24 protein-coding genes and 1 tRNA gene are annotated in these 26151 nt (G+C 72.3%); 20 read left to right on the top strand and 5 right to left on the bottom strand.

The window, feature by feature from the left end:
- The first annotated feature begins 103 nt into the window (after positions 1 to 103).
- Positions 104 to 1036 (top strand): LysR family transcriptional regulator, encoded by a 933-nt coding sequence (locus tag ABZ928_RS08580; RefSeq protein WP_361516096.1) that lies wholly within the window; start codon positions 104 to 106, stop codon positions 1034 to 1036.
- A gap of 21 nt (positions 1037 to 1057) precedes the next feature.
- Here ABZ928_RS08580 and ABZ928_RS08575 read toward each other — a convergent pair whose 3' ends face one another.
- Positions 1058 to 2653: a FadD7 family fatty acid--CoA ligase gene (locus tag ABZ928_RS08575; RefSeq protein WP_361516095.1), complete on the bottom strand. Its 1596-nt coding sequence runs from the start codon at positions 2651 to 2653 to the stop codon at positions 1058 to 1060.
- Between the two features lie 256 nt (positions 2654 to 2909).
- On the opposite strand from ABZ928_RS08575, the gene oxc reads away from it, so the two are divergent.
- Together oxc and frc are read left to right on the top strand one after the other, a co-directional pair.
- Positions 2910 to 4658, top strand: coding sequence for an oxalyl-CoA decarboxylase (oxc, locus tag ABZ928_RS08570; RefSeq protein ID WP_361516093.1), 1749 nt, complete (start codon positions 2910 to 2912; stop codon positions 4656 to 4658).
- Positions 4659 to 4704: 46 nt separating this feature from the next.
- Complete coding sequence (gene frc / locus ABZ928_RS08565; protein WP_361516091.1) at positions 4705 to 5961, top strand: formyl-CoA transferase; 1257 nt, start codon at positions 4705 to 4707, stop codon at positions 5959 to 5961.
- A 72-nt stretch (positions 5962 to 6033) separates the two neighbouring features.
- On the opposite strand, the gene ABZ928_RS08560 is transcribed toward frc, so the two are convergent.
- Positions 6034 to 6459 (bottom strand): PAS domain S-box protein, encoded by a 426-nt coding sequence (locus ABZ928_RS08560; RefSeq protein WP_361516090.1) that lies wholly within the window; start codon positions 6457 to 6459, stop codon positions 6034 to 6036.
- 175 nt (positions 6460 to 6634) lie between these two features.
- Between ABZ928_RS08560 and ABZ928_RS08555 the strand changes: the two genes are divergently transcribed.
- Both ABZ928_RS08555 and ABZ928_RS08550 read left to right on the top strand, forming a co-directional pair.
- Complete coding sequence (locus tag ABZ928_RS08555; protein WP_361516088.1) at positions 6635 to 7345, top strand: GntR family transcriptional regulator; 711 nt, start codon at positions 6635 to 6637, stop codon at positions 7343 to 7345.
- 159 nt (positions 7346 to 7504) lie between these two features.
- Positions 7505 to 7589: transfer RNA gene (locus ABZ928_RS08550), tRNA-Leu, on the top strand.
- Positions 7590 to 7629: 40 nt separating this feature from the next.
- Here ABZ928_RS08550 and ABZ928_RS08545 read toward each other — a convergent pair.
- From ABZ928_RS08545 to ABZ928_RS08535, 3 genes are read right to left on the bottom strand one after another with little or no spacing between them, the layout of a single operon-like run.
- Positions 7630 to 8097, bottom strand: a complete 468-nt coding sequence (locus ABZ928_RS08545; protein ID WP_361516086.1) for a hypothetical protein — start codon at positions 8095 to 8097, stop codon at positions 7630 to 7632.
- Positions 8098 to 8110: 13 nt separating this feature from the next.
- The gene (locus ABZ928_RS08540) at positions 8111 to 9328 is read right to left on the bottom strand and encodes a condensation domain-containing protein (RefSeq protein WP_361516084.1); all 1218 of its coding nucleotides are present in this window, start codon (positions 9326 to 9328) and stop codon (positions 8111 to 8113) included.
- A gap of 3 nt (positions 9329 to 9331) precedes the next feature.
- Positions 9332 to 10585 carry an MFS transporter gene (locus ABZ928_RS08535; protein ID WP_361516083.1) on the bottom strand — a complete coding sequence of 418 codons (1254 nt, stop codon included), beginning with the start codon at positions 10583 to 10585 and terminating at the stop codon, positions 9332 to 9334.
- A gap of 341 nt (positions 10586 to 10926) precedes the next feature.
- Between ABZ928_RS08535 and ABZ928_RS08530 the strand changes: the two genes are divergently transcribed.
- Genes ABZ928_RS08530 through ABZ928_RS08460 form a run of 15 tightly spaced genes read left to right on the top strand, consistent with a single transcriptional unit; the run spans position 10927 to position 26146 of the window.
- The gene (locus ABZ928_RS08530) at positions 10927 to 12309 is read left to right on the top strand and encodes a hypothetical protein (protein ID WP_361516081.1); all 1383 of its coding nucleotides are present in this window, start codon (positions 10927 to 10929) and stop codon (positions 12307 to 12309) included.
- Positions 12306 to 13370 carry a tRNA pseudouridine(13) synthase TruD gene (gene truD / locus ABZ928_RS08525; RefSeq protein WP_361516080.1) on the top strand — a complete coding sequence of 355 codons (1065 nt, stop codon included), beginning with the start codon at positions 12306 to 12308 and terminating at the stop codon, positions 13368 to 13370. Before ABZ928_RS08530 ends, truD begins: the two co-directional genes overlap by 4 nt.
- Positions 13363 to 13983: a 2OG-Fe(II) oxygenase gene (locus tag ABZ928_RS08520; RefSeq protein WP_361516078.1), complete on the top strand. Its 621-nt coding sequence runs from the start codon at positions 13363 to 13365 to the stop codon at positions 13981 to 13983. The genes truD and ABZ928_RS08520 overlap by 8 nt, the downstream gene beginning before the upstream one ends.
- A 31-nt stretch (positions 13984 to 14014) precedes the next feature.
- The gene (locus ABZ928_RS08515) at positions 14015 to 15226 is read left to right on the top strand and encodes a hypothetical protein (RefSeq protein WP_361516076.1); all 1212 of its coding nucleotides are present in this window, start codon (positions 14015 to 14017) and stop codon (positions 15224 to 15226) included.
- Positions 15223 to 16332 carry an aminotransferase class I/II-fold pyridoxal phosphate-dependent enzyme gene (locus ABZ928_RS08510; RefSeq protein ID WP_361516074.1) on the top strand — a complete coding sequence of 370 codons (1110 nt, stop codon included), beginning with the start codon at positions 15223 to 15225 and terminating at the stop codon, positions 16330 to 16332. Before ABZ928_RS08515 ends, ABZ928_RS08510 begins: the two co-directional genes overlap by 4 nt.
- Positions 16329 to 16940: a 2OG-Fe(II) oxygenase family protein gene (locus ABZ928_RS08505; protein ID WP_361516073.1), complete on the top strand. Its 612-nt coding sequence runs from the start codon at positions 16329 to 16331 to the stop codon at positions 16938 to 16940. The genes ABZ928_RS08510 and ABZ928_RS08505 overlap by 4 nt, the downstream gene beginning before the upstream one ends.
- The gene (locus ABZ928_RS08500; RefSeq protein WP_361516071.1) at positions 16937 to 17635 is read left to right on the top strand and encodes a hypothetical protein; all 699 of its coding nucleotides are present in this window, start codon (positions 16937 to 16939) and stop codon (positions 17633 to 17635) included. Before ABZ928_RS08505 ends, ABZ928_RS08500 begins: the two co-directional genes overlap by 4 nt.
- Entirely contained in the window at positions 17632 to 18966 is a 1335-nt protein-coding gene (locus ABZ928_RS08495) for a B12-binding domain-containing radical SAM protein (protein WP_361516069.1), read from the top strand. The genes ABZ928_RS08500 and ABZ928_RS08495 overlap by 4 nt, the downstream gene beginning before the upstream one ends.
- Positions 18963 to 19829 carry a tyrosine-protein phosphatase gene (locus ABZ928_RS08490; RefSeq protein WP_361516067.1) on the top strand — a complete coding sequence of 289 codons (867 nt, stop codon included), beginning with the start codon at positions 18963 to 18965 and terminating at the stop codon, positions 19827 to 19829. Before ABZ928_RS08495 ends, ABZ928_RS08490 begins: the two co-directional genes overlap by 4 nt.
- Positions 19826 to 20767: a TauD/TfdA family dioxygenase gene (locus tag ABZ928_RS08485; RefSeq protein ID WP_361516065.1), complete on the top strand. Its 942-nt coding sequence runs from the start codon at positions 19826 to 19828 to the stop codon at positions 20765 to 20767. The genes ABZ928_RS08490 and ABZ928_RS08485 overlap by 4 nt, the downstream gene beginning before the upstream one ends.
- Positions 20755 to 21963: an aminotransferase class V-fold PLP-dependent enzyme gene (locus ABZ928_RS08480; protein WP_361516063.1), complete on the top strand. Its 1209-nt coding sequence runs from the start codon at positions 20755 to 20757 to the stop codon at positions 21961 to 21963. The genes ABZ928_RS08485 and ABZ928_RS08480 overlap by 13 nt, the downstream gene beginning before the upstream one ends.
- Positions 21960 to 23432: a hypothetical protein gene (locus ABZ928_RS08475; protein WP_361516061.1), complete on the top strand. Its 1473-nt coding sequence runs from the start codon at positions 21960 to 21962 to the stop codon at positions 23430 to 23432. The genes ABZ928_RS08480 and ABZ928_RS08475 overlap by 4 nt, the downstream gene beginning before the upstream one ends.
- Positions 23433 to 23460: 28 nt before the next feature.
- Positions 23461 to 24702 carry an acyl-CoA dehydrogenase family protein gene (locus tag ABZ928_RS08470; protein ID WP_361516059.1) on the top strand — a complete coding sequence of 414 codons (1242 nt, stop codon included), beginning with the start codon at positions 23461 to 23463 and terminating at the stop codon, positions 24700 to 24702.
- Complete coding sequence (locus ABZ928_RS08465; RefSeq protein ID WP_361516057.1) at positions 24702 to 25310, top strand: non-ribosomal peptide synthetase; 609 nt, start codon at positions 24702 to 24704, stop codon at positions 25308 to 25310. The genes ABZ928_RS08470 and ABZ928_RS08465 overlap by 1 nt, the downstream gene beginning before the upstream one ends.
- Positions 25307 to 26146: an HAD family hydrolase gene (locus tag ABZ928_RS08460; protein WP_361516055.1), complete on the top strand. Its 840-nt coding sequence runs from the start codon at positions 25307 to 25309 to the stop codon at positions 26144 to 26146. The genes ABZ928_RS08465 and ABZ928_RS08460 overlap by 4 nt, the downstream gene beginning before the upstream one ends.
- Positions 26147 to 26151: the final 5 nt, after the last annotated feature.

Below are 26151 nucleotides of genomic sequence, written 5' to 3'. Positions count from 1 at the left end.
GCCGGGCTCCGCGGCCTGTACATATCCCAAATACTGCATACAGTATGGGGCTAGGTGAGGTCGCCTCGGTCACCTCGGTCGCCTGGGCAGAGAGGGGTCGTTCATGCTGTTCCGCCAGCTCGAGTACTTCGTGGCGGTCGCGCGGGAACGGCACTTCGCCCGGGCCGCGGAATCCTGCTACGTCTCCCAGCCCGCGCTCTCGGCCGCGATAGCCAAGCTGGAGCGGGAGCTCAACGTCACGCTCATCAACCGCGGGCACAACTACCAGGGCCTCACCCCCGAGGGCGAGCGGCTCGTCGTCTGGGCCAAGCGCATCCTCGCCGAACAGGACGCCTTCAAGGCCGAGGTGGCCGCCGTGCAGTCCGGCATCACCGGGACGCTGCGGCTCGGCACCGACCCCACGGCCTCCACCACCCTGGCGCTCCCCGTGGCCGCGTTCTGCACGGCCCACCCGCTCGCGAAGGTGCAGGTGCGGTCCCGGCTGTCGACCAAGGAACTCCACCGCCAACTGCGCGACTACGAACTGGACGTGGCCATCGCCCACTTCGACCCCGGCGACCAGGAGGGCCTGCAAGTCGTACCCCTCTACCAGGAGCGCTACATGCTGCTCGTCTCCGACGACCAGCCCGTCGCCCAGTCCGCCACCGTGACCTGGGCGGACGCCGCCCAGCTGCCGCTCGCCATGCTCACCCCCGACATGCGGATCCGCCAGATCGTCGACACCGTCTTCGCGGAGAAGGGGTTCGTGGTGACCCCGCAGGTGGAGACGGACTCGATCGCCTCGCTCTACGCCCATGTGGGCGGCGGGGGTTGGGCCAGCATCGTCCCGCACACCTGGCTGCGCGCGATGCCCGTCGTCGGCCGGACACGAGCCCTGCCGCTCGTCGATCCGGAGGCCGGCGCCCAGGTCTCGGTGGCCATCCACGCGGCGACCCCGGGCTCGGTCGCCGCCCGCGCCTTCGTCAACGCGGCGACGGGCCTGTCCCTGGACGACTTCTTCGCCCGGCCGCTGCCGAACGAACACCGCGTGCACTGAGCCCGCTCTTCGAAGGCCCTGTCAGAGCGCGTACCGCGCCCGCACGGCCTTCCGGTCCAGTCCCCCCTTCGCGGTGTACGGCAACGCCGCCGCCACCTCGATCCGGTCCGGCACCTCGAACGCGGCCAGCCGCTCCCGGCAGTACCGCAGGATCTCCTCGACCTCGAACTCGCCCTCCGCGCCCTCACCTTCCCGCACCACCACGGCCGCGCCCACCCGCTCCCCGTACACCGCGTCCGGCACGGCGAACACGGCCGCCTCGGCGACCCCCGGGCACCCGGCGAGGATGTCCTCCACATACTCGGGCGAGATCTTCTCGCCGCCTCGGTTGATGAGGTTGTTGATCCGCCCGGTCAGCGACAGATCCCCGTCCTCGTCCAGCGCGCCCAGGTCACCGGTGCGCAGCCACCCGTCGACGAAGGTGTACGACGTCCCCGCCCGGTCGCCGAGATAGCCGCGGGCGACGGTGGGACCGTGCACCCACACCTCGCCCTCCACCCCCACCGGGCAGGCCCGCCCGCCCCGGTCGAGGACGCGGACCTCGACCCCGGTCGGCCGGCCCACCGAGCCGTGCTTCAACGGCCCCCGCCCGGACAGCGGTTCGCTGGTTGCCTGGTGCGCGGACTCGGTCATCCCGTACGCGGACAGCAGGGGCGCCCCGAAGGTGCGCTCCAGCGCCCGCTGGGTGGCCGTGTTGAGCGGGGCGCTGCTGCTGCGCAGGAACCGCAGGGGCGGCGCCTGGGGGCCCGGGTAGTCGCGTTCCGACCGGTCCAGGAGGATCTCGTGGATGGCGGGGGCCGCGGTGAACCAGGTGGCGGTCGCCGCGCGCAGGTCGTCCCAGAACGTGCCCGCCGAGAACCGCCCCCGCTCGGGCAGCAGGACACAGCCGCCACCGGCCAGGGACGCCAGCAGCGCCGCGAACAGTCCGTGGCCGTGGAAGAACGGCATCACCGCGACCGTCGCGTCGTCCGGCCCCAACTCGTAGCCGGCGCAGATGGCTCGCACGGACGCCGCCACGTTGGCGTGGGTGAGCGGGACCATCTTCGCCCGCTCGCTGGTCCCGGCGGTGAACAGGACGAGAGCGTCCCGCCCCGACAACTCTCCCGCCGCACCCCGTACTTCGGGCGAGGCAGGGGCTCCGGGTTCGAGTTCCAGGGTCGCCGTGCCGGACCGGTCGGCGTTCACCCGCAGCGGCCACGACGGTACGGGCAACGCGAGCTTCGCCGCCGGTGGCCCCAGCAGGGCCGCCCGCGCGCCCAACGCGTCGACCCGAGCCGCGAGTTGGGATGCGGGCAGCGCGGGATCCAGCGGAGCCACCACCAGACCGGCCCGCGCCGCGCCGAGCAACGCCACCACGAACTCGGCGGTGTTGTCACCGACCAGGCCGATCGCGTCACCGCGCCGCAACCCGGTTCCGCCCAGCCGTGCGGCCACGGCGTCGGCCACGGCGGCGAGCTCCCGGTACGACAGCGGCACCCGCTCCCCGGTGACCACCAGGGCCCGGGCGCAAGGGCGTTCACGCACGTGCCGGTCCAGGAGGTCGGCGAGGCCCGTGACCGCCGGAGGCCGGTACCCGCCCGCGTCGTCGCGCACGGATGCCGCGGCCGGAACGGCCATGACCCCACCCCCTCGTGCCAGGTCCGACGAAACAGTCCTCTGCGAGCCTGCGGCGGCCCGCGGTGCGCGTCCAATACGCACTGCCGAACGGCCGATAGCGGGCGTCTATCAAGGCAGTTGGCGAGGCGCCGGCCAGCGGTCGATAGACGCTGTTTATCGGCTGGTCGCCGATGGGTCTTGGACGCCGCCGGACCCGCTGCGGATGGTGAGAGGAGTAGCCGCTCCGGCAGGACCTGCCCAAGGAGGACCTCGGACCATGACCGCCCCCTCGCCACTGGAGACCGCGGCAGCAGCCGACGTTCCGACCGAGCTCACCGACGGGTACCACCTGGTCGTCGACGCGCTCAGGATGAACGACGTCGACACCATCTACGGCGTGGTCGGCATCCCGATCACCGACCTGGCCCGGCTCGCCCAGGCCCAGGGCATCCGCTACATCGGCTTCCGTCACGAGAGCAACGCCGGACACGCGGCGGCCATCGCCGGCTACCTCAACAAGAAGCCCGGCGTGGCCCTCACAGTCTCCGCCCCCGGCTTCCTCAACGGCCTGGTCGCGCTGGCGAACGCGACCACCAACTGCTTCCCCATGGTCCAGATCTCCGGCTCCAGCGAACGCCACCTCGTCGACCTCAAGCAGGGCGACTACGAGGAGATGGACCAACTCGCCGCCGCCCAGCCCTTCGTGAAGGCCGCCTACCGGGTCAGCCGTGTGGAGGACATCGGCCGGGGCATCGCCCGCGCGCTGCGCACCGCGATCTCCGGGCGCCCCGGCGGTGTCTACCTCGACATCCCCGCCGCGGTGCTCGGCGCGATCATCCCCAAGGCCGAGGGCGACCGGACCCTGAGCCGTCTCGTCGACCCCGCGCCGCGCCAACTGCCCGCGCCGGAAGCCGTGGACCGGGCGATCGAGCTGCTGGCCTCCGCCGAGCGCCCGCTGGTCGTGCTCGGCAAGGGCGCGGCATACGCCCAAGCGGACGACAAGGTACGGGAGTTCATCGAGTCGACGGGCATCCCGTACGTGCCGATGTCGATGGCGAAGGGCCTGCTGCCCGACGACCACCCGCAGTCGGCCGCCACCGCCCGCTCCCTGGCGCTGAAGAAGGCCGACGTCGTGATGCTGATCGGCGCCCGCCTCAACTGGCTCCTTGGCCACGGCCAGACGGGCTGGAACCCGGACGCCAAGTTCGTCCAGATCGACATCGACCCCAAGGAGATGGACAGCAACCAGCCCATCTCCGCCCCGCTCGTCGGCGACATCGAGTCCGTCCTCGACGCGCTCGCCGAACGCACCAAGCCCGGCCAGATCACGGCCCCTTCGGCCTGGCGGGAGGAACTCGGCGCCCGCTCCGCGCAGAACGTCGCCAAGATGGCCAAGCGCCTCGAAGCCGACCCGCACCCCATGCAGTTCATGGGCGCCCTCAAAGCCGTACGCGACGTCGTGCACGCGCACCCGGAGACGTACATCGTCAACGAGGGTGCCAACGCCCTCGACATCGCGCGCAACGTCATCGACATGCACGTCCCCCGCCACCGTCTCGACAGCGGCACCTGGGGCGTCATGGGCATCGGCATGGGATACGCCATCGCCGCCGCCGTCGAGAGCGGACAGCCGGTCGTCGCCATCGAGGGCGACAGCGCGTTCGGGTTCAGCGGGATCGAGATCGAGACGATCTGCCGTTACCAACTGCCCGTGGTCACCGTGATCATGAACAACGGCGGGGTCTACCGCGGCGACGACGTCAATCCGTACGACGAGGCCCCCTCGCCCACCACCCTGATGTCCGCCGCCCGCCACGACCTCCTCATCGAGGCATTCGGCGGCAAGGGCTACCGCGCCACCACCCCCGCCGAGGTCACCGCCGCCCTCACCGAGGCCCTCGCCTCCGGCGGCCCGGCGCTCATCGACTGTGTGATCGACCCCTCGGCCGGCACCGAGAGCGGCCACATCTCGCACCTCAACCCCAAGGGCATCACCGTCGGCAACATCACGCCGGCCAAGAAGTGACCGCCTAGACCGACCGACCACGTAACTTCACGAAAAGGAAGCAGACATGAGTGAAAAGCCGCTCGCCGGTATCAAGGTGATCGACTTCACCGGGGTCCAGGCCGGTCCCGCCTGCACGCAGATGCTCGCCTGGTTCGGCGCCGACGTCCTCAAGGTGGAGCGTCCCAACGGCGGCGATGTGACGCGCCGTCAACTCCGGGACATCGAGGACCTGGACGCGCTCTACTTCACGATGCTCAACAGCAACAAGCGCTCCCTCGCCATCAACACCAAGACCGCCGAGGGCAAGGAGGTCCTGGAGAAGCTCATCAAGGACGCCGACGTCCTGGTGGAGAACTTCGCGCCGGGCGCCCTGGACCGGATGGGCTTCTCCTGGGAGCGCATCCAGGAGCTCAACCCGCGCCTGATCTTCGGCTCGGTGAAGGGCTTCAACGACCAGTCCTCCTGGAACGACCTCAAGGTCTACGAGAACGTCGCCCAGTGCGCGGGCGGCGCCGCCTCCACCACCGGCTTCTGGGACGGCCCGCCGACCATCTCCGGCGCCGCGCTCGGCGACTCCAACACCGGTATGCACCTGGCGATCGGCATCCTCACCGCGATCATCGACCGCGGCAGGACCGGCAAGGGCCAGAAGGTCTCCGTCTCCATGCAGGACGCCGTCCTCAACCTCTGCCGCGTCAAGCTCCGCGACCAGCAGCGCCTGGAGAAGGTCGGCTACCTGGAGGAGTACCCGCAGTACCCCAACGGCGAGTTCACCGATGTCGTCCCGCGCGGCGGCAACGCGGGCGGCGGCGGCCAGCCCGGCTGGGTCCTGAAGTGCAAGGGCTGGGAGACCGACCCCAACGCCTACATCTACTTCACCATCCAGGAACAGAACTGGAAGCGCACCGCCGAGGCCATCGGCCACGCCGAGTGGGCCGAGGACCCGGAGTACGCCACCGCCCGCGCCCGGCAGTCGCACATCTTCGAGATCTTCGAGGAGATCGAGAAGTGGCTCGCGGACAAGACCAAGTACGAGGCCGTCGACATCCTGCGTGAGTGGGAGGTGCCCTGCGCCCCCGTGATGAGCATGAAGGAGATCGCCTACGACGAGGACCTCCGCAGGAGCGGCACCGTCGTCGAGGTCGAGCAGAAGGGCCGCGGCACGTACCTGACCGTCGGCAGCCCGGTGAAGTTCTCCTCCTTCCAGCCCGAGGTCGTCGGCGCCCCGCTGCTGGGCGAGCACAGCTCCGAGGTGCTGGTCGAGCTGGGGTACGACGAGGAGACGATCGGCCGGCTGAAGGAGAGCGGGGTCATCGTCTGACCTGAGCCCCTACTGCGCGGAAGCGGCCGTGACCTTCGAGGTCACGGCCGCTTCCGCGTCGTAGCCCGGTGGCTAGACCGTCGCCTCGGCCCGCCGCCGCATCAGCTCCCGCTCGCGCTCACGGCGTGCGGTCACGTCCCGGATGACGGCACCGCAGTAGGTGCTGCCGCCGGGCCCCGGCAGCAGCACCACGCTGAACTCGATGGACAGCTTGCGCCCGTCCGCCGCCAGCGCGGGGACGTTGAGCAGGTCCGCCTCCCCGTACTTGGTCGACCCCCGGTCCATGGCCTCCTGGAAGCCGTCCCAGTGCCGCTTGCGATGCCGCTCGGGGATGATCACGTCCAGACTGCGACCGTCCACGTCAGCCGCCGAGAACCCGAAGACGCGCTCGGCGCCCTGGTTCCAGTAACGGATCAGTCCCTCGCCGTCGATGATCACTATGCCGTCGGGCGCCTGGGCGGCCATCGCCAGGACCACCTCGGGATTCAGATCTTCCATGTCGCCTCCGAGCAGGAGCCATTGGATGCTGAACGTATACAGGATGACAGTATACGAGAGATCGTGGACGGTATACAGAATCCTGCATGACGGCGGTGCACCGTAGACCGTAGGCGAAAGCCAATTCATACTTGGCTCTCGTATACAGCGACGGCGCTGGCGAGGAGGGGTCGTGATGTTGTCGACGACAGGACTGCCGCAGGGTGCTGTACCCAAGCTCGAACGCCCCGGCCCGCTCCGCGACCGTGTCTTCGAGGCGCTGCTCGAACTGATCGTCACGCGCTCCCTCCAGCCCGGTCAGCACCTCGTGGAGAGCGAACTCGCCGGACACCTCGGGGTCTCCCGGCAACCGGTCCGCGAGGCGCTCCAGCGGCTGAACACCGAGGGGTGGGTCGATCTGCGGCCCGCCCAGGGCGCGTTCGTGCACGAGCCCACCGAGGAGGAGGCCGACCAGCTCCTCACCGTGCGCACCCTGTTGGAGGCCGAGGCGGCCCGGCTCGCCGCGGCCCACGCGAGTGACGCAGGCATCTCCGTGCTGGAGGAGCTGTGCACGGAGGGCGAGCGCGCGGTCGCCACCGACGACGTGGACGCCGCCGTCGCCCTGAACGCCCGGCTCCACGCCAAGGTCATCGAACTCGCCGGCAACACGGTCCTCGCCGAACTGGCCGCCCAGGTCGACCGCCGGGTCCGCTGGTACTACACGCCGGTCGCCCGGCAGCGCGGCCGCCAGTCCTGGATCGAGCACCGCGAGCTGATCGCCGCGATCGCGGCCCACGACGACCGGCGCGCCACGGAGGTCATGCGGGCGCACACGGAACAGACGCGGAAGATGTACCACGAGCGGGAGAAGCAGCCGCCTGGGGCAAGTGGCCAGAGCGGTCCGTAGTCGCCCGACGGCCCACGGTGACACCCCCCGGTCGGTCCGCCCACCAGGCCCCGGCCCCTGTCCTGGCCACCGAATATGCAGGTGAAAGGCGCTCCGAAAGCTTGGTATTGTTGTCCATGTCGCCGCGGGGAACACCCCCGGCCAGGCGGCAGACACCTTGTCCGGGTGGCGGAATGGCAGACGCGCTAGCTTGAGGTGCTAGTGCCCTTTATCGGGCGTGGGGGTTCAAGTCCCCCCTCGGACACTGACAGAGACCCCTGTACCCACAGGGGTCTCTTGCGTTGCTAGACGAGCTCCAGCGCCGGGCTGTCAGCCGTCCCGGCCAGGTGGGTGTAGCAGTACAGGGCGCGGTTCGTGGAGAGCAGCGGCAGGTTCCTGGCGTCGGCGAGGAGCTTCGCGGAGCACGCGGCGAGGACCTCGGGGCCCACGAAGCGATGGTCCGCGAGGTTGCTGTAGAGCCGCCCGGCCGACACCGAGTCGGCCAGGGTCGGCTGGACGATGTCGAAGCCGTGCTGCCGGTGGAAGTCCTGCACCCCGTGTCCGGGGATCCCGGGGTGCTCCCGCCGGCAGTCCTCGTCCCAGCAGGTGCGCATGGAGCAGGAGACGGTGAAGGCGATCGCGGACACGAGGATCCTCAGCTCCCCGTCGAGGGCGGCCTGTCGCAGGGCGGCACCGCCCGGGGTGTGGGCCGTGGATATCTGGTAGAGGGCGAAGGGGTCGGCGACCGCCGCGCCCCGCATGTCGGAGTTCACTGCACGGCACCCTTCAGCGGTGGGGTTCTCGGAGGATGGCTGTCACGCGGTCCAGGAACGCCCGGACATCGGCGGCCGCGAACCGGACGGGGTGGTACGAGCACTCCAGGGTCAGGGTGTTCGGCGCCTGGCTCAGCTGGATGTGGAGCCCTTCCTCGGGAAGGGACTCGGGCACCTCCACCACGGTGGCCTCCTGGCCGAAGGCCGGTACCGCAGAGGGGGTGCTGAACGAGTTCAGCGTGACCACCACGGGACGGAACGGCAGGGTCGAACCGCCGACGGCCCGCCGCACGAGCCCGTACGGCGTGAATCTGTGGTCGCCGAGTTCGTTCCAGGCGCGGGTCGTGGAGGTGAGGGACTCGGCCAGACCGACCGGCTTCGTGGGCAGCCGCAGGGTGACGTCCTGCCCGAAGCAGCCGATCGTGCCCTCGTGTCCGGGCGGCCGACCGTGGAAGGTGGCCCGGACCACGTTCTCCGGCTCGCCCGTCGCCTCGCCCAGCGCCGCGGCCAGGGCGGCGAGCACCTGGGTGAAGAGCGAGACCCCGCGCCGGCGCCCCCACCGCAGGATCTGCCACAGCTCGACGCCGGTCAGCCGCACCGACTCATGCCGGCTCGCGCTGTCCAGCGGCTGGTCCAGATTCCTGGCGAAGCCGAGGTTCACATGCTGGTTGTGCGCCAGGCCTGCCAGATGGGCGCGCCAGAAACGTACGTCCGGACCGTCCTCGGTGAAGTTCGCGCGCTGCCAGCGCGCGAACTCCACGTACGGGGTGCCGCCGTGGGCGGCCGGTGCCGGGCTCTCGGTCCCGAGGGCGCGGAGGAACAGGCCGCGGGAGACACCGTCGAAGACGATGTGGTGGAAGGCGAGCGACAGGACGGCGGACCCGTCGGTGAGCCGTATCAGACGGGGTTTCCAGAGGAGTTCGTCCTCGGCGAAGACATGCCGGGTGTCGTGTTGCAGATGCTCCGCGAGGTCGGCGGGGTCCACCCCGGTGGTTTCGAGGAGACGTATCCTCGGGCGGTCATGGATCGTCAGGGGCGCTGCGTCGGCCGGGCTGAGCGAGGCGCGCAGCAGGGGTGCCTGCTCAGAGATCCGGGAGAGCCGGCGTTCGACCGACTCCCTTGACGGGTCGCCGAGTCGGAGGGCGAGCGTGACGTTGACGGGTCGTTCGTCGAGTCCGCGCAGACGCCGGGAGTAGCTCTCCTGCGTCAGGCTCAGCGGCCACCGTTCCATGCGTCACGCTTCCTGGAGTGACTCCCGGCGCTCCGGGTCGTCGTCGGTCGTGAGGACTCCGGCGGGCAGCCGGTCCCGCAGCCGCACCAGCACCGGCACCGTGGCCGCCGTGAGGGCCGCGAGCGTCACCCAGAGCACAGCGTTGCCGGCGCCCAGGAGGGTTGTGTACAGGAGCGGTCCGAGGACGTTGGCGAGTCCCCACCCGGTCTGGAACACGGCGCTGTAGCGGCCTTCGTACCCCTTCGGGGCGCTCGCGTTGGCGGCCGAGATCATGAGCGGTGTCGAGATCAGCTCGCCCAGGGCCGCGAGCGCCGCCGCCACCAGGACGACCGGGACGACGAGCGCGGACGCGAGCGCGCCGCCGGGGGCGAGAAGGAGGAGCGCCGGTACGTAGAACAGCACGCTGATCGCTAGCATGCGGGCCCGGGACCGCTTCGCCGCCCATGCCAGCACCGGATGCTGCAACGCGGCCAGGATGACGTTGCCCACGACGATGGAGATCCCGGCGAGCCAGGTCGGGCCCTGGAGTTCGTCACTGATGACCAGCGGCAGGATCACCACGAACGCCGATGCCCCGATCACGAACACCACCTGAAGCAGGCAGAGTTGAAGGTAGGGGAGGTTTCGCCACACCGAGACAGCGTCGGCCTGGGCCGGCCCCGTGGCACCGGCGGACGTTTCGGCGCCGGCGTCGGTGACCGCGTCGGCGTCGGCCCGGTCCGCGCTGCCGAGGCGGAACACCCCGGGCCCCAGGGCCAGTACGAGAAGGGCGCCCGCCGCGGCGAAGGTCGCGGCGTTGACGTACGCCACCAAATGCAGCCCCGTGACACTGCCGCCGAAGACGCCGGCCGCGCCCGAGCCGATGCCGAGGCCGATGACCCGGGCCATGCCCGTGGTGCCGAGGAACTTGTCCAGCTCGCGGGCGTGCACCACGGTCGCGATGAGCGGCGCGTTCGCCGTCCAGAAGACCCGGTCGGCGGCCGAGGTGACGCCCACCAGGAGCATCACCTGCCAGGAGGAATGGGCGAAGGGGTAGCACGCGAAGCTCGCCGCGCGCGCCACGTTGCCGACCACCACCGCCGGTCCCGGACCGAACCGGTCGACGAAGCCGCCGCTCAACTGCCCCACCCCTAGCCCGAGAAGGGCTCCGACGGTGAGGGCCAGGCCGATCGTGCCGAGGGACTGCCCTTGGGCGCGGACGAAGAACAGCAGGCTGAACGGCATCCACAGACCGCTGCCCAGCGAGTCGACCAGCATCGCTCCGAGGATGACGGTGCGTCTCGATTTCCCATTTCCCGGCGCAACCATGAAAGCCCCTCTTGCCGAGGTAATTCCCGTCGGCAGTAGGCGAAACAAGCGGGCGATCGCTACCCCCATGGGTGGTGACTCGCACCTCCCACTGGGGGTAGACGATCGCGTTATGGCCGATAACGCTAGAGGTCTTTCCGGGGTTTGGCAATGCCTGAACGGCCGTTTTCTCCCTGTAGATGAAATCAACCGGCGCTCTAGGCAAGGGGAGTTCAATGCCCTACGAAATTGCGTGATCTGCCTGAGCAAGGGTGCCGTAAACGGCCGCGGTCTAGTGCAGAGAGGGCCCGATGAGAGCGAACGGTAAAGAACCCGGAACGGACATCGGCGACCGGTTAATTGTCGACGGCGGTAATTCCCTTTCGGGGAATGTCGACGTCGGTGGATTCAAGCACAGCCTCGTCACCGTGATCGCCGCCGCGGCGGTGGCCCAGGCGCCCCTGCTCATCCGCAATGTTCCCGACATCGCCGAGACGCGCTGTCTGGGCGAGTTCCTGACGGCCTGCGGGGCGTCCGTGGAACAGCGGCCGGCCGGTCTGTACGTCGACGCCGCCGCCCTCGGCCTCGACGCCGACGCCGGTGCCCTCCTGGAGACCATCCACGGCGGTGTGTACCTCCTGCCGGGACTCCTCGCCAAGACGGGCCGGGCGAGCCTCCCGGTCGGCGGCGGCTGCCAGATCGGCGACGGGGCCACCCAGGCCCGCCCCGTGCAGCAGTACATCGACGTCCTCAAGCGGTTCGGTGCCGAGGAGGGCACGGTCGTCGACGGCCGGCTCCAGGTGACCGCGCCCCGGCTGCGCGGCTGCGACATCGATCTGCGCGACTACTGCGCGGACCGGGTGCTGCGCACCGGCCCCCTGTACTCGGGAGCCACCAAGATCGCCCTGCTCGCCGCGGCCGTGGCCGAGGGCGTCACCCGGCTCGCGCACCCGTACCCGAAGCCGGACGTGCTGGATCTCATCGAGGTGCTGCGCCGGTTCGGAGCCGACATCGCTGTCAGTCGCGACGGCACCGTGACCGTCGTGGGCAACGGCGGCCGGGACCTCACCCGGACCGCGGACTTCACGCTGCCCGCCGACCTGATCGAGGTCGTCACCTGGATCTGCGCGGGCGCCCTCGCCGCGGAGACATCGATCACCGTGCAGGGCACGGAACTGGAACGCGCGCTCAAGGGCCTCACCCCGGAGCTGCGGCTGCTGGCCGAGATGGGCGTCGAGCTCGACCTCGCCCCCGGCCGGCTCACGGTGCACCGGGCCCCCCTCCTCAAGCCCTTCCACCTGACGGTCAGTTCGCACGGCGTGTACAGCGACAGCCAGCCGTTCCTCGCCCTGCTCGCGGGCCGGGCCGACGGGCGCTCGGTGCTGGTCGAGACCGTGTGGAAGCAGCGTTTCCAGTACGCCGAGGAGCTGTGGCGGCTCGGCATGCACACCACGGTGTCGCAGGGCGAACTCGCCGTGTCCGGCGGCTGCATGCCGTTCCGGGCCGGCCGGACGGTGCGCGGCGGCGACCTCAGGGCGGCAGCCGTCCTGGCGCTCGCGGCGCTGTGCGTCGAGGGCCGGACCACCGTGCTCGGAGCCGCCCATCTCCGGCGCGGCTACGCGGACTTCGCCGGCAGCCTCCGCGGGCTCGGTGCCCGGGTGACGGAACAGGTGACTGAAGGAGTACGGCGATGAGCCAGGACAGCCCGGTCCTCAAGTACCGGCCCGCGGACTTCCTGGTCCGGGAGAACCTGCTGGTTCCCCTGGCGGACCGGGACGAGGCGACGTACCGCTATCTGCTGCTGCGCAAGTCCGGATACACCTCGTTCGAGGCGATGGCGCTCCTCGCCGAGCGGCTCGGCTGCCCGATGGAGGAGATCACCTACGCCGGGCTCAAGGACGAGGACGGCATCACCGAGCAGCTGATCGCGGTCCCCGCCGCCCTCGGTGACACGCTGGGGGAGCACGCCCCGACAGAGCTCACCGACCCCGCCGACCCGCGCCGGCTCACCGTGCTGCCGTACGGGCACGGCACCGAGCCGCTGGGCGTCGGGCGGCTGGAGGGCAACAGCTTCCGGATCGTGGTCCGCAATCTCGCCCCCGCCGTGGGCGAGCGGCTCAGGTCGCTGCGGAAGATCTCCTTCTACGCCCTCAACTACTACGACACCCAGCGGTTCGGGGTGCCCGGCGGCCCCAAGCTGACCCATGTGCTCGGCGGCCAGGTCCTCAAGGGGGACTGGGACGGGGCGTTCGCCACCCTGCTGCGGCTCCAGGCGCCGGAGACCCGGGCGGCCCGGGAGTGGACCGGTTCACCCGAGGCGTTCTTCAAGGAGAAGCTGGACGGCCGCGTCGTCAACTTCTATCTGTCGGCCTGGGCCTCGCACGAGTGGAACGAGACCCTCGCCGTGATCGTGAGCGACGCCGGCACCAGTTCGTCGTACGTGCACACCGTCGAGGGCATCGACTTCCGGTACCAGCACCGGCCCGAGGCCACCGCCCAGATCCTCCATCTGTGCCCCGCGCTGCCCTACCGCCGGCTCTCCGCCGACCCGCGGGTGCCGGAGACCTCCTCCCGCCGCCCCACGGTCATCCAGGTGCAGATCATCACGGAGTCCGTCCAGGACGACGAGTTCCACCCGGGCCGCGTCAGCGCCGCGGTGCGCTTCGCCCTGCCCTCCGGCTGCTACGCCACCAGCGTGCTGCGCCAGCTGCTCACGCCCATGACCACCCCCCGCCAGAGGAGCGACCATGCTTGACGTCACCCGGGACATGACCGAGTTCACCGAGCCCTTCACCTACCACGTCGTCTCCGGAGTGCTGGCCCCTGAGGACGTGGCGCTGCTGGAGAGCACGGCACCCGAGGAGGGGGCCGAGCCGGCGGTCGCGATGGAGCCGGGGCGCGAGAAGAACTACCGCATGAACATCCTCTACCTGATGTACGAGAACGAGGTCCGCCCGGCCGCCCGCGCCCTCACCGGCGCCTGGAGGACGCTCTTCGAGGAGCTGACCGGCGACGCGTTCCTCGACTGGCTCGCGGCCTCCACGAAGCTGCCGCTGCGCGAGGGGAAGCTGGACCTCGCCATCTACCGGCATGTCGAGGGCGACTTCATCTCGGTGCACAAGGACAAGCCCGAGAAGCTCCTGACGGCCATCGTCTACCTCAACTCGGCGTGGCCCGCCGACGGCGGCGGCGCCTACGAGGTGCGCACCTCCGCCGACCCGGACGAGGCCCCGGCCCGCTCACTGCCGCCGAAGGGCGGCAACATCCTCGCCTTCCCGCCCTCCGAGCGGTCCTGGCACAGCGTCGGCGAGGTCAAGGCGGGCACCCCGGTCCGGCTCACCGTCCAGCTGGAGTTCTGGAAGCCGTAGCCGGGGACGGTTCGGACCCGCGGGAGGGGTCGTGCGACAACTACTGGTCAACAGGCGCCCGTTGCTCGACGAACTGGGCGACTGGGCGGACCGGGGGCCGGGCGGGACCGGGCTGCTCACCGCCGCGTCCGCCGTGACCTGCGCCGAGGAACTGGCCCGGGCCCGCAAGCGGTTCCGGTTCGTGGAGGTCGTCGAGGACTACGCGTCCGACGCGGTGGAGGAACTCATCACCGGCCTGTGCCGCCGTCACGACATCGACACACTCGTCTCGACCGCCGAGATCGACGTACTGCGCTGCGCCCGCGTTCGTGAGCGGCTCGGGCTGCCCGGGCAGCGGGTCGCGAGCGCCGAGGCCTACCGCAACAAGTTCGTGATGAAGCGGCACGCCGCACGCGGCGGCGTCGCCGTCGCCGACATGGCGCTGCTCACGGACGCCGACGGCCTCGCCCGGTTCCTCGCCGCCGACCCCTTCCCGGTGCTGCTCAAACCGCTGCGGGGCGCCGCCGCCATCGGCATCGTCCGGGTCGGCTCGGCCGCGCGGTGGGAGAGCGCCCTCGCCGAACTGCCCCCCGCCGCCGAGTACTTGGTGGAGCAGTTCGTCGAGGGCGAGATGTACCACGTCGACGGCCTCATGAGGGACGGCCGCGTCCTGCAGAGCTGGCCCTCCCGCTACCTCTACACGCAGTGGGAGACGATGTACGAGTCCCGCCCCAACCTCAGCGGCATGCTGGCGCCGTCCGACCCGCGCACCCCGCTCCTGCGCGACACCGCGGCCAAAGTCGTGGCGGCACTGCCCGCCGCCCCCGAACTGCTGCCGTTCCACGCGGAGTTCATCATGGACGCCGCCGGCCGGCCCGTGCTGTGCGAGATCGCCTGCCGGGCCGGCGGAGCCGGCATCACCGAGGCCTACGAGCGGTCGTACGGCCTCGGCATGAACGAGGCCTCCGTCGGCGACCGCCTCGGCGTACCCGCCGACCTCGTCCCCGGGCCACCGCGGGAGTTGCACGGCTGGGCCTGGTTCCCGCCCCGCGCCGGCCGGCTCGCCCGCGTCCCCGGCACCTGCGAACTGCCGGGCGCCCGGCGGTACTCGCGCAAGGGGCGGATCGGGCAGCGGTACGACGGTCCGAGCGCCGTGACCCATGCCGTCGCCGAACTGGTCTTCGCCCTGGCCGACGAGGGCGCCGTGGAAGCGCAACTGGAGCAGGTCGACGCCTGGTGGGCAGAGGGATGCAGCTACGCATGAGCACCGTGACCACGACCCACGACCGCGGGCAGCCGCGGGCCGCCTCCCCGGCCGCCGGACTCCGGCAGCGCAAGGCACCCGACACGCGCGTCAATCTCAGCAGCAACGAACTCAGGCACCCCGCCGTCCTCGCCGTACTGCGGGACGCCTGGGCCGAGACGGCGCCCGAGCAGGCGTGGTGCTATCCGCGCAATGCCGCCGACATCGAGGTGATAGGCCGTCACTTCGGCCTGGACAGCGGCGAGTTCCAGCTGACCCCCGGCTCGGACTCCGCGCTGCGCCTGCTGTGCGCGAGAGCCCGGCACCTGTTCCCCGACGGGCCGCGCCTGCTGCTCCAGAGCCCCAACTACCCCGCCTGGGAGGAGGCCGCCCGGCACCACGGGATCCCCGTGCACCGGATCGGCCCGCTCCGCGGCGACGTCGGCCGGCAGGTGGAACTCCTCGTCAACGCCGCCCGGTTCGCCCCGCCGAGCCTCATCGCGGTGAGCGTGCCCAACGGCCCCGTGGGCTGGGGGATGACCGACGACGAGGTCCACGCCCTGGAGCGGGCGGCGTACGACGGCGGCCATCTCCTGGTGCTCGACGCCTGCTACCAGGCGTTCTCCGGACCGCTGCGCGCCGCCCTGGCCCGGCGCGGCGACCACGTGGCCGTCGTCCAGACCCTCTCGAAGTCCCACGGGCTGGCCGGGGCACGGGTCGCCCTGCTCGCGACCTCCGCCGCACGCCTGGACACCCTGGGCTCCGCCTCCCTCGAACAGGCGGTCGCCGGACCCTCCCTCGCGCTGGCCAAGGCGGTGCTGCGCCGCGAGGACGCCCTGACCGCCGTATGGAGCGAGGTCGTGCGGATGCGCGCCGAGGCGGCCCGGCATCTCACCGCCAGGGGCCTCGAACCGCTGCCGTCCCGGGCCAACTTCCTCACCGTGCGGGTCGGACCGGACGTCGAGGACGTCATCGGCCGCCTGGACGCGGCCGGTTACCGGGTGCGGAGCCTGCACACCCCGGGCGGCCACCTCGACGGCTGTCTGCGCTTCACCGTCACCTCCGAGCCCGAGTGCCGGGAGTTCCTCGCAGCCCTGGACCGCGCGACGGGGAGGACGGCGGCATGATCTCCGTCCTCACCTCACGCTGGGCGGAGGCCGACCGGCGGGACGAGCCGTTCCCCTGGGCGGTCACCGAACCCGGCTGGGCCTTCCCCGAGGCCGCGACGACGGAACTCGCCGCGACCTTCCCGAACCGCTCCTTCACCCGCCGCGACACCAGCGCCCGCAGCACCGGCAAGACCTACCGCAACTGGTCCCGGCCGGCCGACCCGCACACCGCCCCCAACGCCCTGTGGGCCGCACTGCTCACCGACCTGTCCGCCCCGGCGTACCGGCGGCAGGTCGCCGCGCTCCTGGGGCAGCCGCCGGCCGGCGGCATCGAGCTGCGCTTCGTCCACCACGCGCCCGGGGACTGGCTGGACGCCCATGTCGACTCCGCCGACAAGCTGTTCAGCCACATCTTCTACTTCGCCGACGACTGGCGGCCCGAGTGGGGCGGCTGCCTCGAACTCCTCCGCTCCGCCGACCCGCTCGACGTCGCCGTCAGCATCCCGCCCCTGACCGGCCGGACGGTGCTCATGGCCCGCACCGACGACGCCTGGCACCAGGTGACCCCGGTCAGCGCCGACGCCGCGGCCGGCCGGTCCACGCTGCTGGTCCACGGATGGCGGTGAGCGCGGTGAGAGCCGACGACCGCACGGTCGCAGCGCACCGGGCCCGGCGGATCATGCTCGTCGGCAGCCCGGGAGCGGGCAAGACCACCCTCGCCGGACACCTCGCCGCGGTGACCGGCCTGCCGCTCGTGCACCTCGACGACCTGCACTGGTCGCGCGACTGGCGGCGGCCCGAACGCGCGGCCTGGCAGCGGATCCAGACCGAGGCGGCCGCCGCCGACCGCTGGATCATCGACGGCCACTACGAACGCGACCTCGGCCTGCGCGCCCGCCGCGCCGACGTCGCCGTCCTGGTGCACTGCGGCCGGCTGCGCTGTCTGTACCGGGTGCTGCGGCGCGGCGCCCGGATCCGCTCCGGCAACTGGGAGCTGCTGCCCCACCGGCTGCGGGAACAGGCCGCGTCCGGCGCCCCGGTGAGCGGCCACGCGGATCTGCGCCGCCTGGTGCGCACCGTACTGACGTACCGGCTCGACCGCTGCCTGAAGGCGCTGGCGGCCCCGGCCGGCGGGGGAGCGGCGCCGACGGTCGTGGTGGTGTCCGGGACCGGGCGCCGCGCCACACGACGGCTCGCACGCCGGGTACGGCGCGACACCCGCGGTCTGCCCGGGGCCGCCGCCCCCGCGGTCGTGCCGCCCGCGGCCCTCCAGCAGCTGTTCACGCCGCCGACCGCCCCAGCGAAGGAGACACCCCGATGAAGGTACTGGTCGCCTGGCCGCCGCACGTCCCGAGCTACTTCAACGCCGGCCACCATCTGCCCGTGTTCAGCGTCGCCGCCTATCTGCGCGCGCAGGGCCACGACGTCCAGGCCCTCGACGCCGGCGCGCTCAACAGCACCTGGAAGGACTTCGGGCAGCGCCTCGTCGACCACCGCTTCGACGCCGTGGTCCTGGTCAACGACTTCGACGTGGTCGAGGGCGTCCGCCGCGCCGCCGACTACGTGCGGGCGCTGAGCCCCTCGACCCTGCTCATGACGGTGGGCCGGCTCAGCTACCAGAACCCCGGCTGGTTCCGCACCCTGCCCCTCGACGCGATCGGCGTCGCCGGTGACTACGAGGCCGCCGCCGCCCAGGCCCTGACCCTGCGCGACGGCCCACGCCACGCCCTGCCCGGCGTGGAGGTCCGCACCCCCGAGGGCTGGCTGCCCGCCGGACCCGGCGCCCGGCTCGCCCCCGAGGAGTGGGTGCTCCCCGACGTCACCGAGATCCCCTACGCCGCGTACGACAACCTCTACGCCGACGACAGCAACAAGTTCTGCGGACTGCCCGGCAGCCGCGAACTGGTCGTCCCGGTCGCCCGCGGCTGCCCCGTCAACTGCTCCTTCTGCGACGTACCCGCCATGCAGGGCCTGGCGGAGCGGCGGATCACCGTCGAGCGGACCGTCGCCTACATCGAGGAGTCCTTCCGCACCCTGCCCTTCGAATACGTGTCGTTCTACGCCCCCACCTTCACCCTCCAGAAGAAATGGGTGTACGAGCTCGCCGACCGGCTCGCCGCCGGTCCCCGCCGCTATCCCTGGAAGTGCGCGACCACCCTGCGCCACCTCGACGAGGACCTGCTGCGGGCCATGGGCGCGTCCGGCTGCGTCCGGGTGAGCGTCGGCGTGGAGACCTTCGCCCCGACCCCGAACGGTGTCCTGCCCCGGGTCAAACAGGACGCGCGGGCCAGGTTCGAGCAGGTCCTCGGATGGTGCGAGGCCGCCGGGATCGAGCTGAACTGCTTCGTCATCGTGGGACTTCCCGGCACCTCCGCCGAGGACGCCGCCGCCACGATCTCCCTCATCGCCGAGGCGGGCGCCCGGCCGCGCCCGACGCTCTACACGCCGTACGAGCAGATGACGGAGACCATGGGCGAGCGCGAGCTGAGCGGGTTCAACCGGCAGACGTTCGTCGACCCCGCGCCGATCCTCGCCGCCGGCGACGACCCGACCGAGCATCTGCGGCTGGTGTTCGGACGCGACGGCTACACGACGACCAGCAGGGCCGCGGTCGAACGCGTGGGCCTGCGGAACGTGCTGGCGGCGCCGTGAGCGGCCGTACCGCGACCCGCACCCCGGTCAACTTCCGCCCCCTGCTGCCCGACGCGGCACCGGCGGCCCGTCCGCTGTTCCGGTCCGCCGCCCTGCTGGCCCCCGCACCACAGGATCTGCCGGCCGCCCTGCGCACCGGCCCCGCCGGGACCTATCTGGACCTGCGCACCGACCAGGAGGTCCGGCGGGACGGAGCGCCCACCGGGCTGCTGGCGCTCGGCTGGCAGTGGGTCCGGCACCCGGTCGACGACACCGGCGGGCCCTACGGGACGGCCGAGATGCTGGAGCGCACCCGCACCGCCGCCGCCCTCGCCTGGGCCGGGAACGGGACCGGCCCGGTGGTCGTCGCGTGCAGCCTCGGCAAGGACCGCACCGGCCGGGTCGCCGCGGTGATCCAGCACTGGAGCGGCCTCGCACCCGCCGCGCTGATCGCCGACTACCTGCACAGCAACGACGAGTTGGCGCACGCCGGCGGCGAACTGCCCGAACGCTGGCGGGCGCCGGGGGCCGTCACCGCCGTACACGCGGCGGATCTGGAGCCGTTGCTCGGTCTGCTGCGCGACGACCCCCGGTGGACCACGCCACCTGCCACGACCGGACAGGCCGCGCCGGCCGCCACGACCGGACGGGGCGCACCACCTGTCACGACCGGACGGACCACGCCACCTGTCACGACCGGACGGGGCGCACCACCTGTCACGACCGGACGGACCACGCCACCTGTCACGACCGGACGGTGTGCGCCGGACGCCATGACCGGTCATGGCGTGCCGGACGAGACGACCGGGCGGGGCGTGCCGGAGGAGGCGACCGGGCGGTGTGCGCCGGACGACGACGGACGAGTGAAGAGAGACCTTCGGTGACCGTTACGGATTCCCTGACCTGGACCCTTCCCCAGCCGACCGCCGACCTGTCGCGCTGGCGCACCTTCGGCTGCGCCCTGGCGAGCCTGCTTGAAACGGCCGGCGACGACGGCCATGTGGTGCTGCCGGGACTGCTGGCCCCCCAGCTGCCCGGCGAGGACACCCCGACACCGCCGGACTGGCAGCACGCCGGGACCGCGACGGCACGCCTCGACCGGGTGCTCCAGCTCCTCGGCGAGTCACTGGGAGCCGTGCTCACCTGGAAGAACCAGCAGGACGGTGCCGCCGTCCACAACATCGTGCCCACCGCGGGCGCCGAACGGCTGCAGATCGGGGCGGGCAGCACCAGCGAACTCGTCCTGCACACCGAGGACGCCTTCCACCCGGACCGGGCCGACCTGGTGATTCTGGCCTGTGTGCGCAACCCCGACCGGGTCCCGACCCGCCTCGCGTCCGTGCGGCACGTGAGCCTCGCGGAGGAGCACTGGCGGCAGCTGGGGCGGCGCAGGGTGGCCATCAGCGTCGACAGCTCCTACGGAGACGACCCGGCCGGCACCGGACCGCCGCCCACGACCCGGCACACGGTGGCCACGGTGTGGCGCCGCGGCGACACGGCGGCCCTGCGCTTCGACCCCGCCTACAGCAGGCTCCCCGACGACCCCGCCTTCCGCGAGGCTTACGCGGCACTGGAGGCCGGACTCGCCGCCGTCCGCGAGGACGTCGTCCTCGAACCCGGCGACCTGCTGATCCTCGACAACAACACCGTCGTGCACGGCCGTTCCCCGTTCGTGCCCCGCTACAACGGCAACGACCGCTGGCTCAAGCGCGTCCTGGTGGGCACCGGCGTGGAACGCCACCCCGCCGAACGCTGGGAGCCGGCCCACGAGCAGACCCCCGTCGTGGCCGCCCGGACGAGGGACGTGCCGTGGACCTTCTGACCGGCCTTCTCCCCTACGACCTCGCGGAGTTCGTCCGCCGCCCGGTGCCCGAGCAGTTCCCCGGCCGCAGCCCGCACGAGCACCGCTTCGACGCACCCGGCGGCACCCTCGTGCACGGGGCCGTCGCCGACGCCATGAGCGCCTATCTGCGCGGCCCCCAAGTCGCCAACGACGGCGGCGCGTTCCGGCAGAGCCGGTACACCGACAGCCTCGCCGAGTGGGCGCGCCAGGAGGTCCTCGACCTGCTGGGCGCCGCGTCCGGCAGCACCGTGTTCGGCGCCAACATGACCACCCTGACCTCGCTCTTCGTCCGCGCGCTGAGCACCGCGCTGCGCCCCGGCGACGAGATCGTGTGCACCGCCCTTGACCACGAGGCCAACCGGCAGCCGTGGCAGACCCTCGCCGCGTCCGCCGGCGCTCGCGTCCACGTCGCCGAACTCCGCGCGGACGGCGAGCTCGACACCGAGGAGATCGCCAAGTACCTGAACCCGCGCACCCGTTGGGTCGCCGTGACCGCCGCGTCCAACGCGCTCGGCACGGTGCCCGACCTGAGGGCGATCACCGAGGCCGCCCACGCGGTCGGCGCCCGCGTCTACGTCGACGCGGTCCAGGCCACCCCGCACCGGCGGCTCGACGTGACCGACCTCGGCTGCGACGCCGTCGTCACCTCCGCCTACAAGTGGTACGGCCCCCATCTGAGCGTCCTGTGGATCGGCGACGACCTCACCCCGGACCGGCTGCGCCTGGCCGAGCAGGTGCCCAGCGCGGGCACGAGCGGCGGAGCACAGCTCTCCCTGGGCACCCAGAACCACGAGGGCCTCGTCGGCCTCGCGGTGGCCGCCCGGGTCCTGCGCACCTGGCCGGCCGACACCGTCCACGCCGAGGAACAGCGCCTCCACCGCGTCCTCGTGGACGAACTGCGCTCCCGCCCCGGCGTACGTCTCCTCGCCGACCCCGCGCCCGGGGCCCGCCGCGCCCCCGTCGTCTCCTTCCAGCTCGCCGGCCGGACCGCGGAGCACACCGCGCGCGCCCTGGCCGAGCGGAACGTCAGTGTGTGGCACGGGTCGTTCTACGCCTCCACCGCGCTGCGCGCCGTCGCACCGGAGCGCCCCGAGGCCGTACGGGCCGGAATCGCCGCGTACACCACGCAGGACGACGTGTCGGCGCTCCTGAAAGGCGTCGACGCGTGCATATGACCCGCAGTCAGCTGCCCGCGCCCGCCGCCGCGTGGGCCGCCGGCCTCGACCGGCTCTGGTCCGGCAGACCCCTGGTCCTGCTCGTGGAACGCCTCGGCACGACCACGGACGCGCTGGTGCGGGAGGCCGAGTCGGTCGGCGCCCGGGTGCTGGGCGTCGTCGCCGGCGGCGGCACCGCCCGGCCCGGCGCGGTCCCCGTCTTCCACGCCCTCGGCGCGGCCGGCTTCGACCGCACCGCCTTCGCCCGCGCCCTGACCGCGCCCTCACCGGCGCTGCGCCAGTGGTTCGACGTGCTCGACCCCGAGGGCGCCGCGCTCGTCCTGGCCACCAACCAGACCGAGGCCGCCACCGTGTGCGAGCGCCCCGTGCACGGGCGCCGGCTGCCCTCCTGGGCGGTGTGGGAGGACAAGACCCTGGTCGACAAGTTGTGGCAGCAGGCCGGTGTCCCCACCGCCCCGCACCGGGTGACGACACTGGACGAGGAACGGATCCGGGAACACGCCCAGGACCTGGACGCGGGCGCCGGGGTCGTGCTGGCCATGGACTCCAGCACCGGGCACCGCGGGGATTCCCTCGGCCTGGCCTGGCTGCACAACGCCGACCAGATCGGCCCCGCCGTCCGCGCCTGGCACGGCCGTACCCACAAGGTGCGGATCACCCCCTATCTGTCCGGGGTGCCCTACAGCGTGCTCGGACTGGTCACCGCCGGCGGTGTCGCCGTCTTCGACCCGATCGAGATCGTCACCCTGAGATCCGCCCGGGACCGGCGGTTCGTCTTCTGCGGATCCGCCACCACCTGGCGCCCCGGGCCGGACGTCGCCGACGCCATCCGCGACCAGGCGGCCCGCGCCGGGGCCGAACTCGCCGCCCGCAACGGCTACCGCGGCATGTTCAGCGTCGACGGCATCAGCACCCCGGACGGCTGCTTCCCCACCGAACTCAACCCGCGCCAGGCGTCCGGCCTCGGACTGCGGGCGGCCTGGCCGGACTTCCCCGTCTACCTGTTCAACCGCGCGATCCAGGCGGGCGTCCCGGAGTTCGACACGCTCCGCCCGGCCGAGGTGGAACACCAGATCCGCCGGGCCACCGCCGCCCGGCCGTCGCTGTCCGTGCGGCTGCCGCTGCCCGCCGGCCGTCGCACCGGCAGATCCGGCGGGGCCACCCGGGTCCTCGTGTCGGGCACCACCCACTGGGCGGAATGGGCCGTGACCGACGGATCCCTGACACTGCGTCACATCAGCGGCGACGCCGGACCGCACGCCGTGACCGGGCCCGTGCTCGCCCGGCTCGCCGACTCCTTCGGCCTGGACCTGCACAGCCACGACACCCGCCCGGTGCTGGAGCGCTCCTCGCTCCTGGGCAGGGGCGACTGGTGCTGCGTTTTCCCGGGGGACAACCCCCGGACCCCCGGCAGAAAAGCAGGTGGGCCGGGCTCACCGGCGCGGACATCACGAAGCAGAGCTCAGTGAACCCGACACTCCTGGGAAGAGACGACCGGTGAACTCGATCATCGAACGACTGCGGCCCGCCACCGACGCCGGGACGGCCCTGTGCGCGGCGGTCGACCGCGAGGGGGAGTTCCTCGCCCGACGGGCGCAGGAACACGACGCGCACGGCACGTTCGCCGCCGCGAGCGTCGAACGCCTCAAGGAACTGGGCGTGCTCGGCGCCTGCGCCCCGGTGGCGGACGGCGGCCACGGCCTGTACTCCCTGCACGACCTCACCCTCCTGGTCAGCCGGATCGCCGCCCACGACGCCTCCCTCGCCACCGCCGTCTCCATGCACCTCGCGCTGTCCTGGTACTACGCGCGCACCGTCCACTGCGCGCCGGCGGACGAACTGCCCGGCCTCCCGGAGGCCCGCTGGCTCGCGGCCATGGGCCGGGACGGCATGGTCGTCGCCTCCACCGTCGCCGAACCGGGCCTGCCCGCCTGGCAGGTGGAGACCGAGGCCACCGCCGACGCCACCGGCTGGCGCGTCACCGGCCGCAAGGCGATGGTCTCCCTCTCCCCGGTCGCCACCCACCTTTACACCCGGATGAAGGTGCTCACCGAGGACGGACCGCTGCTCGGCAGCGCCATGATCCCGGTGGACTCGCCCGGCGTCTCCGTCCTCGACGACTGGGACGGCCTGGGACTGCGCGGCTCGGGAAGCGGCCGGGTCGTCCTCGACCAGGTCCCCCTCGCCGCCGACGCGATCCGGGTGCGCGGACCCTGGGGCGCCCGCGACACCGCGGCCTTCGAGGGACGCGCCGCGTCCTCCGCCCCCCTGGCCGGCATCTACCTGGGCATCGCCGAGGGCGCCGCCGCGGCGGCCCTGCGCCGCTACGCGAGCGTCAAGAACCCCTCCGCCGGACTCCAGAACCTGGTCGCCGAACTGCGCCTGTCCCTCGCCGCGCTGCGCGGCACCCTGCACACGGCCCTGGGCGAACTGCACACCGGCCTCGCCGACCGCGCACCCCGCTCCCTCGCCGCCGACGAGGGCAGCCGGCTCCTGGAGGCCTGCGTCCTGGCCTCCCTCGTCACCGAGCGGGAGGCCATAGCCGTCGTGGACCGCGCCATGCAGATCTGCGGCGGCCGCTCCTTCACCGCCGGCCACGAACTGGCCCGGATGTACCGCGACGTACGCGCCGCCGGCTTCATGCGGCCCTACGCGCCGCCGGAGGAGTGGGTCGACTTCATCGCCCGGACCGCGACCACCCCCGCGGACCGGACCGCAAACACCCCCGTGGAGACGTGATGCCCGAACGCACCCTGAACGTCCGAGGATTCGACCTCGACCCGGCCGAGGTCGAACAGGCCCTGCGCGCCTGGCCGGCCTGCGCCGAGGCCGTCGTACTCCTGCGCCCGTCCGCCGAAGGAGCACCCGTGCTCACGGCGTACGTCGTCCTGGCCCAGGACGCCGGAGGCGCCCCGTGGGAGCCGGAACTGGCGGGGTTCCTGCGCGAGCGGCTTCCGCCGTACATGGTTCCGGCGGCCTTCGCCGGCCTGGACCGCATCCCGCGCACCGCACAGGGAGCCGTCGACGAGGCCGCGCTGCCCGCTCCCGTCGTGCACGAGGAGCCCCTGTCGGAGCCGGAGCGGCTGCTGGCCGCGCTGCTGGCCCGGCTCATCGGCTGCCCCGTGGAGAAACTGGGCCCGCACGACGACCACTTCCTGCTCGGCGGGGACTCCGTGACCGTGGTCCAGCTGCTCGCCCACTTCGAGTCCTGGACGGACCGGGAGGTGGACGTCGAGGAACTCTTCGAACTCGGCACGGTCCGCCTCCTGGCGGAGTTCCTCGACTCCCTGCACCCCGACTGGTACGCCGCCGCCCTGGCGGCCCGGGAACTGGAGAGCGCCCGATGACGGCACCCACCGAGACCGGCGCGGGTTCCTGGACCCCGCGGTTCATCGCGACCGACCTCGACGGCACCATCGTCGACCGGGACGGGCACGTCACCGACGCCGTCCTCGACACCCTGCGCGAGGCGGCCGGGCGGGGCTGGGTGATCGTCCTCGCCACCGGGCGCTCCTGGGCCCGCACCGCCAAGGTCCTCGACGACCACCCCGAGCTGAGCTGGCAGTGGGTGGTGTGCGGCAACGGCGCCGAGGTGCGCGCGGCCGGCGAGCCGGAACCCGTCCTGCTGCGCACCGTCGGCATCGAGGCACCGGTGACCGCGCTGCGCGACCGGCTGCCGGACCTCGTCCTGGTCGCCGAGCACGCCTCCGGCACCTACCTCACCACCGCGTTGCTGCCCGAGGGAGAGCTCGACGGACCCCAGAAGGTCGTCGACTGGGCCGAGCTGGCGGACCTCGACTGCACCCGGTGGATCCTCAGCTCCCTGACGGGCAGCCCTGAACTCTTCGAGGCGGAGCTCGGCCGCACGGACGCCTACGACCGTCTCGTCTACCAGCTCCGCGGCCGCACCTGGGCCGACCTCCAGGCGGCCGGCGTCACCAAGGCCGGCACCCTCGAACTGCTCCGCCGGCGCCTCGGCATCGACCCCGGCGACACCCTCTGCGTCGGCGACAGCTGGAACGACATCGGCATGATCACCTGGGCCGCCGTGGGCGCGGCCACCACCGACGCACCCGACGAGGTCACCTCGGTGGCCGACCTCCTCATCCCGCCCTGCGCCGAGGACGGCGTGGCCCGGCTCCTCCGACGCTACCTGGACCCGGCCGCGCTCCCGGCCCGCTGACGAGC

It is taken from the genome of Streptomyces sp. NPDC046909 (genome assembly GCF_040644695.1).
Lineage (GTDB): Bacteria > Actinomycetota > Actinomycetes > Streptomycetales > Streptomycetaceae > Streptomyces.
Note: the sequence above shows the minus strand (reverse complement) of the source record. Positions and strands in the feature narration are given on the sequence as shown.